Annotated in this window: 17 protein-coding genes; 13 read left to right on the top strand and 4 right to left on the bottom strand. The window is 52.4% G+C overall.

All coding sequences use genetic code 11. The features are described from left to right. Window positions 1–97: 97 nt before the first annotated feature. Entirely contained in the window at window positions 98–2,281 is a 2,184-nt protein-coding gene (gene yccS / locus CAF77_RS02820) for a YccS family putative transporter (RefSeq protein WP_064380190.1), read from the top strand. Between the two features lie 146 nt (window positions 2,282–2,427). Here yccS and CAF77_RS02815 read toward each other — a convergent pair whose 3' ends face one another. Continuing rightward, complete coding sequence (locus CAF77_RS02815; RefSeq protein WP_064380188.1) at window positions 2,428–3,165, bottom strand: ABC transporter substrate-binding protein; 738 nt, start codon at window positions 3,163–3,165, stop codon at window positions 2,428–2,430. A gap of 256 nt (window positions 3,166–3,421) precedes the next feature. Between CAF77_RS02815 and CAF77_RS02810 the strand changes: the two genes are divergently transcribed. Beyond that, on the top strand, window positions 3,422–3,874 hold the full coding sequence (locus CAF77_RS02810; protein WP_064380186.1) for a GNAT family N-acetyltransferase: 453 nt from the start codon (window positions 3,422–3,424) through the stop codon (window positions 3,872–3,874). Between the two features lie 138 nt (window positions 3,875–4,012). Here the strand turns inward: CAF77_RS02810 and CAF77_RS02805 are convergent, their stop codons facing one another. The 3 genes from CAF77_RS02805 to CAF77_RS02795 are packed head-to-tail and all read right to left on the bottom strand — an operon-like array spanning window position 4,013 to window position 6,990. Next, the gene (locus tag CAF77_RS02805; RefSeq protein ID WP_064380184.1) at window positions 4,013–4,309 is read right to left on the bottom strand and encodes a helix-turn-helix domain-containing protein; all 297 of its coding nucleotides are present in this window, start codon (window positions 4,307–4,309) and stop codon (window positions 4,013–4,015) included. A gap of 24 nt (window positions 4,310–4,333) precedes the next feature. After that, window positions 4,334–4,825, bottom strand: a complete 492-nt coding sequence (locus tag CAF77_RS02800) for a M48 family metallopeptidase (protein ID WP_064380182.1) — start codon at window positions 4,823–4,825, stop codon at window positions 4,334–4,336. Between the two features lie 41 nt (window positions 4,826–4,866). After that, window positions 4,867–6,990, bottom strand: coding sequence for a bifunctional diguanylate cyclase/phosphodiesterase (locus CAF77_RS02795; RefSeq protein WP_064380180.1), 2,124 nt, complete (start codon window positions 6,988–6,990; stop codon window positions 4,867–4,869). Between the two features lie 351 nt (window positions 6,991–7,341). Between CAF77_RS02795 and CAF77_RS02790 the strand changes: the two genes are divergently transcribed. The 11 genes from CAF77_RS02790 (at window position 7,342) to CAF77_RS28765 (ending at window position 15,174) form a co-directional block, all read left to right on the top strand. Beyond that, window positions 7,342–8,010: a polysaccharide lyase family 7 protein gene (locus CAF77_RS02790; protein ID WP_011336318.1), complete on the top strand. Its 669-nt coding sequence runs from the start codon at window positions 7,342–7,344 to the stop codon at window positions 8,008–8,010. Window positions 8,011–8,376: 366 nt separating this feature from the next. Further along, a complete protein-coding gene (locus CAF77_RS02785) occupies window positions 8,377–8,739 on the top strand; it encodes a DUF6124 family protein (RefSeq protein ID WP_064380177.1) in 363 nt (120 codons plus the stop codon). A gap of 379 nt (window positions 8,740–9,118) precedes the next feature. Then, window positions 9,119–9,541 (top strand): hypothetical protein, encoded by a 423-nt coding sequence (locus tag CAF77_RS02780; RefSeq protein ID WP_064380175.1) that lies wholly within the window; start codon window positions 9,119–9,121, stop codon window positions 9,539–9,541. Window positions 9,542–9,652: 111 nt separating this feature from the next. Continuing rightward, complete coding sequence (locus tag CAF77_RS02775; protein ID WP_064380172.1) at window positions 9,653–10,069, top strand: hypothetical protein; 417 nt, start codon at window positions 9,653–9,655, stop codon at window positions 10,067–10,069. Window positions 10,070–11,141: 1,072 nt separating this feature from the next. After that, window positions 11,142–11,600, top strand: a complete 459-nt coding sequence (locus tag CAF77_RS02765; RefSeq protein ID WP_064380169.1) for a hypothetical protein — start codon at window positions 11,142–11,144, stop codon at window positions 11,598–11,600. Window positions 11,601–11,775: 175 nt separating this feature from the next. Beyond that, a complete protein-coding gene (locus CAF77_RS02760; RefSeq protein ID WP_064380166.1) occupies window positions 11,776–12,264 on the top strand; it encodes a hypothetical protein in 489 nt (162 codons plus the stop codon). A gap of 154 nt (window positions 12,265–12,418) precedes the next feature. Then, window positions 12,419–13,153, top strand: a complete 735-nt coding sequence (locus CAF77_RS28785) for a hypothetical protein (protein ID WP_139831549.1) — start codon at window positions 12,419–12,421, stop codon at window positions 13,151–13,153. Between the two features lie 428 nt (window positions 13,154–13,581). Continuing rightward, complete coding sequence (locus CAF77_RS28775; protein ID WP_139831548.1) at window positions 13,582–14,178, top strand: hypothetical protein; 597 nt, start codon at window positions 13,582–13,584, stop codon at window positions 14,176–14,178. A 130-nt stretch (window positions 14,179–14,308) separates the two neighbouring features. Then, on the top strand, window positions 14,309–14,431 hold the full coding sequence (locus CAF77_RS29450; RefSeq protein WP_256576103.1) for a hypothetical protein: 123 nt from the start codon (window positions 14,309–14,311) through the stop codon (window positions 14,429–14,431). 51 nt (window positions 14,432–14,482) lie between these two features. Next, entirely contained in the window at window positions 14,483–14,875 is a 393-nt protein-coding gene (locus CAF77_RS28770) for a hypothetical protein (protein ID WP_139831547.1), read from the top strand. Between the two features lie 32 nt (window positions 14,876–14,907). Further along, window positions 14,908–15,174, top strand: coding sequence for a hypothetical protein (locus tag CAF77_RS28765; protein WP_139831546.1), 267 nt, complete (start codon window positions 14,908–14,910; stop codon window positions 15,172–15,174). Window positions 15,175–15,270: the final 96 nt, after the last annotated feature.

Here is a 15,270-nt window from a genome sequence, read left to right as displayed (position 1 = left end):
AGGAACACTTTTTGCTGTCAGATGTGATCGGCGCCATTGCGTCGGCGTCATTACTGGCTCAATTTAGCGGCATCGCCTCGGAAGGCCTTCGCACTTCATGTCCTCGACCTCGTTTCGTCAGTCTTTGCGGCGCCTGTGGGCGCTGGATAAATTCAGCTACAGCGTGCGGGTGTTCATCGCCCTGACCGGCAGCATGGCGCTGTGCTGGTATCAGGATGAAATGGGGCTGCTGATCCCGTTATTCCTCGGGATTATCGCCAGCGCCCTGGCCGAGACCGACGACAGTTGGCAGGGCCGCCTCAACGCACTGGCGGTGACACTGGTGTGTTTCAGCGTTGCGGCGCTGTCCGTGGAATTGCTGTTCCCCTACCCCATCGTGTTCGTCATCGCTTTGGCATTGGCCAGTTTCGGCCTGACCATGCTTGGGGCGCTCGGCGAGCGTTATGGTGCGATTGCTTCGGCGACCCTGATTCTTTCCGTCTACACCATGATCGGCGTGGATCAGCGCGGCGGCGCGGTCACGGATTTCTGGCACGAGCCGATGCTGCTGGTGGCCGGCGCCGCGTGGTACGGCCTGCTGTCGGTGCTGTGGCAGGCGATGTTTTCCAATCAGCCGGTGCAGCAGAGTCTGGCGCGGTTGTTCCGCGAACTGGGCTATTACCTGAAGCTGAAATCTTCGCTGTTCGAGCCGATCCGTCAGCTGGACGTGGAGGCGCGGCGACTAGAGCTGGCCCAGCAGAATGGTCGGGTCGTCGCAGCCCTGAACAGCGCCAAGGAAATCATCCTGCACCGGGTCGGCAACGGTCGTCCTGGCTCGAAAGTCAGCCGTTACCTGAAGCTGTACTTCCTGGCGCAAGACATCCACGAACGCGCCAGCTCTTCCCACTACCCCTACAACGCCTTGGCCGATGCGTTTTTCCACAGCGATGTCTTGTTCCGCTGCCAGCGGCTGTTGCGCCAGCAAGGCAAGGTCTGCCGTGCATTGGCCGAATCGATCCAGATGCGCCAGCCATTCATCTACGACGCGAGTTTCGCCGAAGCCCTGAGCGACCTGCACGCCTCCCTCGAACACCTGCGCATCCAAAGCAACCCGGCCTGGCGCGGGCTGCTGCGTTCATTGCGCGCACTGGCGGCCAACCTCGGCACCCTCGACCGCTTGCTCAGCGACGCCAGCAACCCCGACGCCTTGGCCGATGCCACCGACAGCAGCCTGCTCGACCGCTCGCCGCGCAACTTCAAGGACGTGTGGATTCGCTTGCGCACGCAGCTGACGCCAACCTCGCTGCTGTTCCGTCACGCCCTGCGCTTGCCGCTGGCGTTGAGCATCGGCTACGGCATGGTGCATTTGATTCACCCGTCGCAGGGTTACTGGATCATCCTCACGACACTGTTCGTCTGCCAGCCGAACTACGGCGCCACCCGGCGCAAACTCGGTCAGCGGATTTTCGGCACGGCGATCGGTCTGACGATTGCCTGGGCGCTGTTCGATCTGTTCCCGAATCCGCTGGTGCAGTCGTGCTTCGCCATCGCCGCCGGCGTGGTGTTCTTTACCAACCGCACCACCCGCTACACCGTGGCCACTGCCGCGATCACGATCATGGTGCTGTTCTGCTTCAACCAGGTCGGCGATGGTTATGGTCTGTTTGTGCCGCGGTTGTTCGATACCTTGCTCGGCAGCCTGATCGCCGGGCTCGCGGTGTTCCTGTTCCTGCCGGACTGGCAGGGTCGGCGCCTGAATAAGGTGCTGGCCAACACCCTCACCTGTAACAGCATTTACCTGCGCCAGATCATGCAGCAATACGCCGCCGGCAAGAGCGACGACCTCGCTTATCGCCTGGCCCGGCGCAACGCGCACAACGCCGACGCGGCACTGTCGACCACGCTGGCGAACATGCTGATGGAGCCGGGGCATTTCCGGAAGGAAGCCGACGTGGGCTTCCGCTTCCTGGTGCTGTCGCACACCTTGCTCAGCTATCTGTCAGGCCTTGGCGCACACCGCGAAACCCAGTTGCCGGCCGAGGTGCGCGAACACCTGATCGACGGCGCCGGGGTGAGTCTGGCGGCGAGCATCGATGAGATCGCCCAGGGTCTGGCGAGCAAACAGCCGATAGCGATTCAAAGCGATGAGGAAGAAGCGCTGGCCAATGAGCTGGAGCAGATGCCGGACGAAATCGACGAAGGCCAGCGGCTGGTGCAGACGCAACTGGCGCTGATCTGCCGCCAGCTCGGCCCATTGCGCACGCTGGCGGCGCATCTGATCAAGGACACCGCCGAGAATTGAGTTGGCCGGACAGGCCTCTTCGCGGGCAAGCCCGCTCCCACAGTGTCGGTGTGGTACACAAAATATGTGGACTACCGCTGTACCTGTGGGAGCTGGCTTGCCAGCGATGAGGCAATCAATCACACCGCAAATTCTGGATCAGCCCCTTACATCCCGTGCTGCCTGAGCAGCTTGTCATAGCTGCCATCGGCCTTCATCGACGCAATCGCCTTGTCGAACCCGGCCACGATCTGTTCGTGCTGCGGGTTCTTCAGGCTGACCAGGATGTGCAGGCTGTTCTCGCTCAGCGGCTTGGGCAGAAACTCCACCGCGTTGCGCACTTTCGGTGATTCCCGGGCCAGGTAATAGCGGGCGACGTATTCGTCTTCCAGGGTCAGCTTGACCCGATCCGCCGCCAGCATGCGCACGGCCATGGCAAAGTTATGCACAGGGACTTTCTGCAACGCGGTGTCAGCATCGAACGGCGCCGAATAGGCATAGCCGCGCACCACCGCAATCGGATAGGTGTGCAGCTCCTGCAGGTTGTTGTATTCGATGGGTGCGTCCTTGCGCTTGAGGAAGCGCACGCGATTGAGCAGGTACTCGGCGGAAAACTGGCCCAGCTTCGTGCGCTCGTCGTTGTACCAGGCGTTGACCAGCACGTCGTAACGTCCTTCGCCAACCCCCATCAACGCCCGCGCCCACGGCACCTGCTCATAACCGCTGGCATAACCGGCACGGGCCAGGGCCGTGCTGACGATGTCGGTCGCCAGCCCACCGTTGACCAGTGTGTCATCGGTAAAGGGCGGCCAGACGTCGAACACCAGACGCAATTTCTCCGCTGCCGCGCTTTGACCCAGCAACAGCAATCCGATCAAAGCAAAGGCTCGATGCAATCGCGGCATGCTTGAAAATCCTTAGCGGGCGGGCCGCCCGGCGTGTTTTCAGTCAAAACCCCAAGGCCCCTTACCGGCGAATCCCAGGCCCTAACATTAGCTCATTGAAGCCATCGCACAGCGCTTCCCAGCAGATTACACAAAGTACGGCGGGCCGCGATATTGGAATGATGGCATTTTGGCCTTTGTCACAGATTTCTCAGCCATACAGACATATTTCGACGCGGCGCTTAGTATCGGGCGACGTAGTTCAAGGAATCGGAAGATGACAATCGAGTGGGTCTGCAAACATCACAGCGATCTGGGACTGGAGCAGCTGTATGCCATTTTGAAATTGCGCTCGGAAGTGTTCGTGGTCGAACAGCGCTGCGCGTACCTGGATCCGGACGGTCAGGATCTGGACGGTGACACCTGCCATTTGATGGGCTGGGACGGTGATCAGCTGGTGGCATACCTGCGCCTGCTGGACCCGGAATCCCAGGGCGGCGACGTGGTGATCGGCCGCGTGCTGACGGCGCCGGCCGGGCGTGGCAAAGGACTGGGGCATGAAATGATGGAACAGGCGCTGAAACAGGCGCAGAGGCGTTGGCCTGAAGTGCCAATCTATCTGTCGGCCCAGGCGCATTTGCAGGGGTATTACGGGCGGTACGGGTTTGTCGTGGCGGGTGAGGAATATCTGGAGGATGACATTCCGCACATCGGGATGCGGCGTTCCTGAAACCCTCATCGCTGCGATGCGGCGGCCCGACAAGCCAGCTCCCACAGGTTTATCTGTCGCTCACAATGACTGTGTTCACTGAAGATCCCTGTGGGAGCTGGCTTGCCAGCGATGGCGCCAGCCCTGTCAACACAGGACTCAGGGATACTCGAGAACAGCTTTTATCTGCCGCAAATTCCGCTCGATCCACCCCCGATCAATCGCCCCCCAATCACGAATCCGATAGCGCCCCGCATGATTGCGCGCGCCCTCTTCCTGTTCGAACTCGCAGACAATATCCAGATCCGCCAGCGCCGCAATGGTGTCCTGCGCCGTGCGCCGGGGCATGCCGGTGACCTCGGTCAGCGCCGGCACACTGCTGGCCAGGCCGCTGTCGATCAGGTACGCCACGTACAAGCGCCGGTAGAAACTGCTCTTGGTCTTGCTTACGTCCATGCATGCGCTCCGCTGTTTGATCTTTTATTGCATGTCTCGCCAGGTCAGATACACCCGCAGGTCGAACTCGACCTGGTGGTAGCCCGGCAGCATGTGCTCACATAACTTATAGAACGCCTTGTTGTGATCCGACTCCTTGAAGTGCGCCAGTTCATGCACGACGATCATCTTCAGAAACTCAGGCGCGGCCTCCTTGAACAGCGAGGCGATACGAATCTCTTTCTTGGCCTTGAGCTTGCCGCCCTGCACCCGCGACACCGTGGTGTGCAGGCCGAGGGCACGATGGGTCAGGTCGAGGCGGTTGTCGAACAGCACCTTGTCGATGGCCGGGGCGTTGCGCAGGTATTCCTGCTTCAAGTCCAGCGCGTAGCCGTACAACGCCTTGTCGCTCTGCACATCGTGGCGGCCCGGATAGCGTTGGCTCAGGTAATCACCGAGGCGGTTGTCAGCGATCAATTGGCGCACCTGATCCTGCAGATTCGCGGGATAGGCCTGGAGGTATTTCAACGCAGTCATGGGGCGGCACGGGTCATGAAAAGGCCGCCAGTGTAGCGAATTCAACCGGCCAACGCGCTCCAGTCGAACGGCTCGGTAAAGCGTGCGGTGTCCTCGGCGACCAACGGCCGCGCCACCAGAAAGCCTTGTACGTACTCACAACCATGAGCTTGCAGCCACCGGTATTGCTCAACGGTTTCCACGCCTTCGGCAATCACCAGCAAGCCGTATTCCTTGCACAGATTGATGACCGTGCGCACCAGCGAAGCATCACGGGACGAGTCCGGCAATCGGGCGATCAGGTGGCGATCGAGCTTTAGAGTGTCCAGTTCCAGATCGCGCAAATGCGCCAGCGAGCAGGCCCCGGAACCGAAATCGTCCAGCGCCACCCGCACCCCGAGATTGCGCAGCAGCTTCAACTGCTTGCGGGTCTCGTCCGGGTTGATCGTCAGCGCCTCTTCAGTCACTTCCACTTCCATCTGGTGCGGCTGCAAACCATGGCGCTCCAGCACCTGGCGCAATTCGGTGACCAGATTCGGCAGGCCGAACTGGGTGTTGCTCAGGCTCACACCGATCACCAGTTCCTTGGAAAATTCGGCCTCCCACGCCTTACGCTGCCCGGCGCTGCGATGATAGATCCAGCTGCCGAGGCGGCTGATCAGCGTCGCCTCTTCCAGCAACGGCAGGAACAACCCCGGCGGCACGTCGCCGACGCTCGGGTGCTGCCAGCGCAGCAACGCCTCGAAACCACGAACGCGACCATCACCAATCGCCACCTGCGGCTGATACACCAGATTGAAATCGCGATTCTCGATGGCGTTGCGCACACTCTCTTCCAGCATCAGCCGCGACCGCGCACGGCCATTCATTTCATGATCGTAGAAGCGATATTGCTGACGCCCGGCACGCTTGGCCTCGTACATGGCAATGTCCGAGGCACGCAGCAAACCGTCGAGGTTGTTGCCGCAATCGGGGTAAGTGGCGATGCCGATGCTCGCGCCCAGGGCAATATCGAGACCTTCGATCTGCTGACAGATCGACACCCGCTCAATGAGTTTCTCGGCAATCTTCGCCGCTTGCTCGGGGAATTCCAGATCCAGCAGCGCGGTGAATTCATCGCCGCCCATCCGCGCCAGAATGTCGAACGGTCGCAGGCAGGCTTTCAATTGTTCGGAGACCCAGCGCAACACTCGGTCCCCGGCATCATGGCCGAGGGAATCGTTGACCCTTTTGAAGCCGTCGAGATCGAGGTACATCAACACCCAACTGCTGTCCGTGCGCTCACCGCGCAGCAGCAGGTTTTCCACAGTCTGGTAGAAACCCCGGCGATTGAGCAGCCCGGTCAGCGGATCGGTGACCGCCTGAAATTCCAGCTGCTGATGCAGATGGCGCACCACCGACATGTCCAGCACCGTCACCACCATCGCGTGCTGTTCACTCGGCAGCGGCGCGCAGGACAAGGCCACCGGCACTTGCTGGCCCGGCGCGGTACGCAGCAACGCGTCGTGTAAGCGCAACGTCTCGCCACGTTTGTAACTGGCATAAAACTCGGAATCGGCCCACAGCGGAATGTGCGGTTTCTGCAGGAAATCGAGAAACTCCTGCCCTTCCAGTTCCTTCACCGGCGCATTGAGCAGCCGGGAAATCGCCGGGTTGGCGAAGCGAATCAAGCCATCCTCGCCCAACACCAGAATGCCTTCGGCAGCGTTGTCCAGCACCGAAGCATTGAAGGCCCGCGCCGATTCCAGATCCTGGCTCAAGCGCTGCAAGGCCCGACGATTGCGCTGGTGTTCGAGCAGCGCCTGGACTTTTGGCTTGAGAATCTGCGGATCGAACGGTTTGAACAGATAATCCACCGCACCGCTGGCATAACCCTTGATCACGGCGTCCTGGGACTGCTCGTTGGCGGTGAGGAAAATAATGGGGGTCAGGCGCGTGCGCTGACTGCCGCGCATCAGGCGCGCGACTTCGAAGCCGTCCATACCCGGCATCTGCACATCCAGCAGCACCAGATCAACGTCGTGTTCGAGCAGCAGGCTGAGGGCTTCAAAACCGGAAGCCGCGGTAATCACCTGCCAGTCCTGGCGCTGCAGCAATGCGCGCATGCTGATCAGATTTTCAGGGTAGTCATCAACGATCAAAAGGACTGAGCTGCCTTCACCTGGCTGGGGTTGCGCGCATTCCATGCTGCTTCTCTTGTCGGGACATCTCGTGTCGGGGCATCTCGGATCAGCGTTCCGGGCGGTTCCTCGTGAAAACCGTACAGTCACTGAGCCTTCACTCTAGTCCGGGATCTGTAAAAGCAATAGCTGTCATCCAGCCATCATTTAACCAAACCGGTCATCAGCCGACTAACGGTCACGGCTGCAAGGCCCGAATTCCGGGAAAGGTGGCATTTCGACAGGATGTTGACGCCAATCATCCGCCAGACGGCCGTTAACAAAAAATCCCTCTACGCTTATAAAGGCCGCCCCCAAGAGGCGCGGGCTAGAGCTTCTGGCACGCGCGTGCAAGAGAAACAGAGTGGAAGAACCGACATGATCGACCTCGCAACCTGGAACCTCAGCGTTCCCGTTGGCAGCCCGCCCTACACCGTCGAAACCTCCAAACTGGTGAACGGCTTCAAGGATCAGTACTTCCATTCCGACACCGGCACCCTGTTCTTCTGGTCCCCGGTGACCGGTTCGAAAACCGAAAACGCCATCTACCCGCGCACCGAACTGCGCGAGACCTACAGCAATGGAACGCTGCGCAACTGGTATTACCCCGACGCCGACAACCTGCTGCGCGCGACCCTTTCGGTCAACAAGGTGCCCAGCTCCGGCAAGATCGTCATCGGCCAGATCCACGCCTATGAAAGCCAGAAGCCGATGCTTAAGCTTGAATACCAATACAAAGAAAAAACCGAGACCGGCAACCTGGTGATCAAGCTGCGCACCCATCCGGATCAGGACGAAAGCCGGGTCATCACCCTCGCCACCGGGATCAAACTCAATCGCGAATTCAACTACCTCATTCACCTGAGCCCCGGCGGTGCACTGGGCGTGAGTGCGGCCGGGTATCAGTGGGATTCGCAGATCAGCGCGACGTGGCGCAACAAACCGCTGTATTTCAAGGCTGGCGTGTATGTGCAGGACAACACCGGGTACACCAGTGAGGGTGGGCAGGTGACGTTCAGCAAGCTGGATATTGATCACGATAAATAGCAGCCGCGCGACCGTTTAAGGCTGCTGTTTAAAGGCAGTGCGCGTAACGTCCCGAAGCCTACAACGGCTTGCGTCGCTGCCTACCACTACGCCAGAATCCGCCGGCTTGTGCGCCTGGAGGGCCATCGGTAACTTGATTCGGGTCACTGATTCGCAGTGATCGGGTTTAGTAGCCCGTGGTTTCAAGCTTGGTGCACAAGCATCTGTCAGTCAGGAATTTTTGATTCCTGCACTCGATGGCGACTGTGCGCAGGGCACCTTCGGGTGCGCCGGCTTGCTCGAAACCCCGGTCTACTAACCTGCGTACAGTTGCCTCCACTTTGATTAGTAGCCAGAGCGGAGGCACTCCAATCAGGTTTCGAGCAAATGATTAAATCTACGCCTCATCCACCGGTCGCAGACCCGGCCTCCCCCTACGATTCCCTCGACCCCAAAAAACTCAACGAAGCCGCCGAACGCGCCCTCGACCATTACCTCTGCCCCGGCGCCCGCATCATGGCCACGGTCAACGAACCCGACCGCATGTACTTCGCCAACCCCGCCTACAACACCGAATCCCTGCTGGCCAACGCCAGCGAAACCCTCGGCTCCGCCAGCGAAATGCTCAACAACTTCGCCGCCTCCCTCACCCCCGCCGACCGCAAGACCGCGATAGGCATTGCACAACTGGTGATGCTGGGGGAACTGGCAGTGAATCAGGCGCTGGATCACGTAGAGCCAAAGGAGTAATGCCAGCCGAGTGAAGCGAAACAAGCGCTTCTGCACTGTAAATCCATTCAACTCTTTTGAATAAGCCTCAGAAAAATGCTCCAGCTTGATTGGGGCACTTTCTGAGGCACGCGTAAAAAAGCACTGAGCCGACGATGGCTAAATGACCCGTTGAGCATCACACGAACAGAGCCACCCAGCTTGTATACCAGCCAATCTCAATAGAATTCACGCCGTCAAAAGATAACCAGCATCAACATATATCCATTCGCTTTTAAAGCAATAAAGAATCGATATAAAAAACTGTCAGATATGACAGTTAAAAAAATCCAGAAAACAACTCACTCTGTTGACGCACAAACCAACAACTTTCTGTTAACCGAGAGAGAGAGAGAGCATCATGGCCAAGTACGTCGTACTCCAAGAAGTAAAACTTTTTTACAGCGACTCCCAAAATCACCCGTTATACTCACCATTCGGGGTTAACATGAAAGACCAGAATAATGCCGCCTACCGAATTCACGGACTACCTTATGGACCTTACCAGCGCCTATCCGGCATCAGCATGAAACTCCCCCCCAACACACCAGATGCAGGGGCTTTGTCCCTCTACATTGACAACGTAACAACAGGTCTCCCCAACAACACTTACAGTTACACGGTGACGACCGCCAATGCAACCTCCGTGGTATTTTATGTTAAACCCGTTGAAATGTTGATAGTTGGTCCCGGACTCTGGGATTTCTACGGAAACATGTATGACCAGCCCAACGATACTTATTACATCTTCACCACGAAAAACGCAACCATGCAGCTCCCTTGATCGTTCAAACCCAACGATTTAAAGCTTTGGTTGATGTAGAGAAAAAGGAAGTTAGTATTTTTTAAGGACCCCTGCCAAAAACAACTTCCGAACCAGCAGGAGGCTACTAGCATGCAAACTTTCATCACAACACCGGCACCGGAAATCTACTACTCTGACGGACCGATAAAAGCCGGACCGATACTCGGATTTGACTATAAAGACACAAAGAATGTTGCCTACACACTCTACAACAAGAACTACGGCACTTTTCAAAGATTCCAAGGATTTAGCATTCTGTTGGATGACGCAACAAAAAGCCAAAGCGGTGATCAGCTGGATTTTTACATTGAAAGTGACAGGGGAATCCCCTCCTATATCTCTATCTACAATATCGTAGTAACCAATAATACCCGTCAGCGCCTATATGTGACGAAAGCAGAAATGGAAAAACTGGGAGTGGGTAAGTTTTGGTTATATGGATCGATCACCTCAGGTAACCGGGTCTATATCATCAGTCCGAGAACGTTAGAGTTTCAAAAGCCATGATATGGATTGCGCTGAGTGATCTGAAACCGACCCGATACAGCTTTGGCTCATGGTAATCGACAAATATATCCAGACACCCTAAGGATTCCCAAAACGTCGCTTATACACGATATGGAAAACCCAATGGGCAATTCCAGAAGTTAGATGAACTCACTGGGCTATTAACTCATCAATCCCTTTACACACGGGCCAAACGCTTGATGCATATCATCTTGATTGCGCCCCCTCAACAACAAAGGAATGTTCCAAAATGACAACCTACACTGAACAGCCTCCAGCCATTCCATTCCCGACTGCACCATTACTGACAACAGCGATCGCTTCTGGCCCACCAGTACCACCAGGATCGCGCCCAGCGACCTCACCGATATTACAAGAACCAAATAATTCCCCATCCGCGAATCCACTTTACTACAATCTAGTTTATATACTTCCCCTCTATACGCGAATCAACGACAAATTGACATTTTAACTTATTGACCAGACATTTAGCTCCACCGTCATTCACACCCGGACCCTGGATCTGCCACTATTAAATTCTTATATCAATTACAAGGGAAGCCAGTACTGGTATGAACTTCTAATTAAACAACTGATTACGCAGCCAGGCACCTATGACTTGAGATGCATTCACAGCAATTCATCAGGACAGCAGGTAGGCATTTCAAACTCAAGAACCTACCTGGCGACCTGATATAAACGTTCAGATTACACTTCGCCGCGATACTGCCGCCATACCACCGCAAAACCGCACTGGGTATCGCTAGTGGTGATAATTGCGGAGCTGGCTGTAAATCAGACGCTGGATCATGTCCTGCCAAGAATGTAATCACTGATCTGCAAGCGAGAAACCAAGAACCCGCCAATGGCGGGTTCTTTGGTTTACCCTCACTTGTTGTTTGAATCATCTTTTATCAACAAATGTGAAACACCCTCAATTCAATCCTGTTAGATATTTCCGGACTGAATAGAGCCCAGATCAAAAAATCATAAAAAACTGTCAACTCTGACAGTTTCAATCAACAAAAAAAGAATTCAATCTGATGCAACACCCTTCAAGGAGATTGAAAAAATGAACGACTCAGGTAACAAGCCAAAAATCTTTTTCACCCCTGGCAGCAATATCTGCGTGATAGTATTAGAAGACCAAAAACGTAAATTAATGGAAGGCAAAATCAAGTCCATCGACAAAGAACTAGGAACTTTAGATTTAACTTTAAAAACTACAAACACCCCATGGACCGTGAAGTTAGAAAGCATAGAATATGTGCTCCTTGATGAAAAATTCAAAGCTCTCATGTTCAGAAAATTGAGCACCGATAAAAACGTAGATTCTTTAATGGACGACCTAGTTGATGTTGAGAACGCCCCGCCAAAACCACCTCAAGCACCCCAACGTTTACTTACTGTCAGGTACGACATGAACGAATTATTAACTATAGAATCAGTAAGCTTTTCAGCTAACCTTGATGATGTTATTTCACACGCACAATCAATGCAAGAATCTGATTTATTATTAGCTGCAAGGTAATAAAAAATCAACTTAAGAAAAACATCCCAACAGCATGGAAGGTAAACGTCATGGCAACTACCGTCCGCCCTCCTCCATTCTTCATTAGATAAGGGGACGGACTTATGTAATCCCTGTGGCCGACGCCGAAAAAAGAATCCAATCTGACGCAACACCCTTCAAGGAGATTGAAAAAATGAGCGAATCAGATAACAAACTAAATATGATTTATATTTTTTATATGCTTGACAGCAAGATCAGCTTGATATCATTAGACAACAAAAAACCTAAAGTACTGAAAGGAAAACTCAGGTCCGTCAACAGCAAACTAAGAACTTTAGAGTTGGAATCAGAAAATAACATCAGAAAAATCGTAAACCTTGATGACATACAAAAAGTAAATTATGAAGAAATTAATGACCGCGCTTTTATAGTAAGCGAATTTAACTTCGATACATCTAGAAATTTTTCTCCACCCGACCTAAATGATGTGAGGCACGCCTCGTCAACACCGACCCAAACGTCCCCAGTATTCGAACCTCAATTTACCAGTACCAGCAATATTGTCATTATCAAAAAACAAACCGATTCGTGCGTATACACTTGGGATAAAGCACCTTTCATGGATCCTTTTTTCTTGCTCATGAGAGCTTTAAAAAATCCTTTTGTCTTAGTTTTAAGCTAATAACAAAAAAATCAACAAAAGAAAAATACCCCAGCAGCATGAAAGGTGAGAATCAAAGGTGACCAGAATCAAAGGTGACAGATTTATTTTTCTGAAATCAAAATCGGAACAAAAAAATCTGTCACTTTTTTCTGTTCTTTAATGGAGAATCCTAATGAGCATTAACGATGACACCATTAGCGTGAGCTACTTTCGATCCAATATCATTCAATTGATAGCACAATCAGATAATAAAATAAAATTAGTGAATGGAAAAATAGCAGAAATAAACACTGACTCTATCCTTATCATCCCGAATACCGGCCAGGCTGTTAACATCCCCGCATCACAAATAAAAGCGATAATCATCGACCAGCCAAACACAGAGCACGTTTATCCGCCAACGCAAAACACATTAAGCGGTTTTATGACGAGAATAGACCTCCCAATTGTTTCTAATGGAAACTTTGGTGCTGGAAATCAATTATCCCATAAGCCACCCGCTTCCACATTGGATTACCAAAACCCGGCGAATTCATTACATTATGGTGAACTCTTTGTTGCTGGTGACAACTCTACTATCCCAGGTATACCGGGTAAATATGATTCAAGGCAAGCCACCTACTCCAACTTCGGACCAATACTAACGTGGAAAGTCCAGTCGATCACAGTAAATGAAGAACCCCTTGAGGTTTTACCAGCAACTCGCGTCATCCATCCACCAGCCGGCATCTCGTCCGCCGACTGGGACAAAAAATTCAATAATGATTCATCAACATCTACGAAGAACAGCTACCCGCAGCCAACTTTGACTGAAAAAATACTGACCGTAACCGTTTTCGCAAAAAAAACAATAGAAACATCGGAAATGCCCGTTACTTTCACCCTTACCAAATATGCACCTTCCTGAAACTAAGAAAAGCGGGACTAATTTAAGAATAGAAGGGACAGATTTATTTATCTTCTGATCGATTACATGAATCTGCCCCCGGCTCTACCCTGGTTTCAACTCAGCCGACAGGAATCAAATACGGGTCGCGCTTCATACTTAGCCGACAGAGTCATTCAGTGCCACTAGCCGCCCTGCATCCCATTCCCGCTGTATATCAGCAAACAACTCACCGTTCACTCGGCCCTGATGATTCGCCAAGGCCTGAGTCATCGCCTCGGCAATACGCCCGATGATCAAGGCTGGCTTCTACGGAAGACTGCGTTTTCACACAGCTATTACTGATCGGACTCGGTGACATAGCGAACCGGTATAAAAACCTGTCAGATGTGACAGTTCCAATGCCAGAAGAAATACCGCATCGTAGATGCTAAAGGGAGGTAAAGAAAATGAATAAAAATGTTCTCGTTCTATATCGAAATTATGTTGCCTTTAATGCAATTGTCAAAAACAGGCTACGAAGTGGAACCATTGAAGAAATTCAGAAAGAAAAAATCATAGTAGTTGATGAAAATGACAGTCTAATAGAGATCCGTCCAAAGGATATTCAGGCACTCATCCTGCAAACGAATAAGAACAACGAAATTCTTATTGTGTCCGACTGTTGTGCATCGAGTAGAAATGATACTGATGCTCAACATAACAACACGCCAGGTATCACATGGACTGTAACTTCTGCCGAAATTCGTGAAGTTAACCCTGGTCAACGGGGGACTGAACCCAATCTACGTCCACTCTTAATACCGTCCTACATCCAGCAACAAGGTGGCAAATATACTGAGAAAGACTGGGATACTCAAACCAATCCAGCTTATGTCAGTGGCACCCAAGGTAAAGAGCTGAATCAGTCCTATATTTGGCAAAAATTAACGTTAATGACTGCGAGACTTGATCCTCATCCAAACTACGAGTTTGCCGCTACAATCAAAGCTGACGAAACCACTGAAGTAGTCGAACTTTGGGGGAATAGACTAAGGCAAATATAATCTGATAACAGCTCTCACGTTGCGACCTCCAATCTGGACAAGCCAGCAGTTTCAACTGACATCTTGGAGATCAAGGTAAAGACACAGCTTAAACCTTGAGCGCTAAAACATTTAACACACAGGACTTGTCATGCAAAACTTCACCACAACGCTGGCTTCGCAACTTTATCAGTCCGTCCCCATGATCAAATACGATCCGATCGGATTTGATTTCAAAGACCTGAAAAACCCTGAACATCGTGATGAGCTTTAATAAACGGCTGGATCCAAAATACAGTCGAATCAAATATCAATGGTGACTCAAATGATCAGTATTATTACAGGCAAATCAACAAATTACATTGCTATACAGCCAACAGCTGCACCTACAACGCAGCCAATACCAATAGCGCTTATTTCGGTTGGCGCTTTTGTATTAGTCTGGCTGTCGGACGGTACGCTAGTTGCTGGCGAAGTTATTGGCTTCGACACCGTCAATGAGACAATCATTGTGAAAGACGAGCGCACCGGTATCTCCACGCCTGTTCCCACAGCCACCTCTATAGTTGCAATAAAAAACGTGTTTGGTCCGATAATTATTGATGAAAGCAGCCTTGGCAATTCCAGCAACTCAAATAACACATTGATCATTTCTCAAACCATCAACCAAGCACTTAAATATATGCAGTCACCCATAGCCGCTCACATGAATAAATAAAGACTAAAACATTCGGAATGGAGATCAGGAAAATGGCCAAACAACCATGGGCTTGGGAAGAAGGCGAAGAAGTAACATTTGAACATAATGGGAAAATTCACCAAAAGATGATTTTCAAAGGAGTTGATACTAAAGCGGGAGCAATTATAGCCTCAGCTCCCAGTTCTCCGGCAAAACTCATAGTTTACCATCTAAAAGACGTTACTCCTTTAACAGTACTTGATACGTCGAGTTTTTTTGCCACCGCACCAAGTCCAAAGCAGAGCATCATAATTTATGAATTCATAAATTTTAAATGATCTACTGAGCTCCAAATTATTGATGGAATAACCCGTGTTTACAGACGAGTTACAGCTCATACGGCGCCGAGGTCCAGCTTCCGGGCAAAAAAAATC

This window comes from Pseudomonas sp. R15(2017) (assembly GCF_002112685.1).
Classification (GTDB): domain Bacteria; phylum Pseudomonadota; class Gammaproteobacteria; order Pseudomonadales; family Pseudomonadaceae; genus Aquipseudomonas; species Aquipseudomonas glycinae.
The sequence above is the reverse complement of the archived record's forward strand: the minus strand, read 5'-3'. Positions and strand labels throughout refer to the sequence as shown.

Bases quoted from the DNA above. Each gene is read 5' to 3' on its own strand.
- CAF77_RS02765 (WP_064380169.1), top strand. From the start codon at position 11,142: ATGAACGACTCAGGTAACAAGCCAAAAATCTTTTTCACCCCTGGCAGC.
- yccS (WP_064380190.1), top strand. From the start codon at position 98: ATGTCCTCGACCTCGTTTCGTCAGTCTTTGCGGCGCCTGTGGGCGCTG.
- CAF77_RS02760 (WP_064380166.1), top strand. From the start codon at position 11,776: ATGAGCGAATCAGATAACAAACTAAATATGATTTATATTTTTTATATG.
- CAF77_RS02810 (WP_064380186.1), top strand. From the start codon at position 3,422: ATGACAATCGAGTGGGTCTGCAAACATCACAGCGATCTGGGACTGGAG.
- CAF77_RS28775 (WP_139831548.1), top strand. From the start codon at position 13,582: ATGAATAAAAATGTTCTCGTTCTATATCGAAATTATGTTGCCTTTAAT.
- CAF77_RS02805 (WP_064380184.1), bottom strand. From the start codon at position 4,309: ATGGACGTAAGCAAGACCAAGAGCAGTTTCTACCGGCGCTTGTACGTG.
- CAF77_RS02785 (WP_064380177.1), top strand. From the start codon at position 8,377: ATGATTAAATCTACGCCTCATCCACCGGTCGCAGACCCGGCCTCCCCC.
- CAF77_RS02795 (WP_064380180.1), bottom strand. From the start codon at position 6,990: ATGGAATGCGCGCAACCCCAGCCAGGTGAAGGCAGCTCAGTCCTTTTG.
- CAF77_RS29450 (WP_256576103.1), top strand. From the start codon at position 14,309: ATGCAAAACTTCACCACAACGCTGGCTTCGCAACTTTATCAGTCCGTC.
- CAF77_RS02800 (WP_064380182.1), bottom strand. From the start codon at position 4,825: ATGACTGCGTTGAAATACCTCCAGGCCTATCCCGCGAATCTGCAGGAT.
- CAF77_RS02790 (WP_011336318.1), top strand. From the start codon at position 7,342: ATGATCGACCTCGCAACCTGGAACCTCAGCGTTCCCGTTGGCAGCCCG.
- CAF77_RS28770 (WP_139831547.1), top strand. From the start codon at position 14,483: ATGATCAGTATTATTACAGGCAAATCAACAAATTACATTGCTATACAG.
- CAF77_RS02815 (WP_064380188.1), bottom strand. From the start codon at position 3,165: ATGCCGCGATTGCATCGAGCCTTTGCTTTGATCGGATTGCTGTTGCTG.
- CAF77_RS28765 (WP_139831546.1), top strand. From the start codon at position 14,908: ATGGCCAAACAACCATGGGCTTGGGAAGAAGGCGAAGAAGTAACATTT.
- CAF77_RS02780 (WP_064380175.1), top strand. From the start codon at position 9,119: ATGGCCAAGTACGTCGTACTCCAAGAAGTAAAACTTTTTTACAGCGAC.
- CAF77_RS02775 (WP_064380172.1), top strand. From the start codon at position 9,653: ATGCAAACTTTCATCACAACACCGGCACCGGAAATCTACTACTCTGAC.
- CAF77_RS28785 (WP_139831549.1), top strand. From the start codon at position 12,419: ATGAGCATTAACGATGACACCATTAGCGTGAGCTACTTTCGATCCAAT.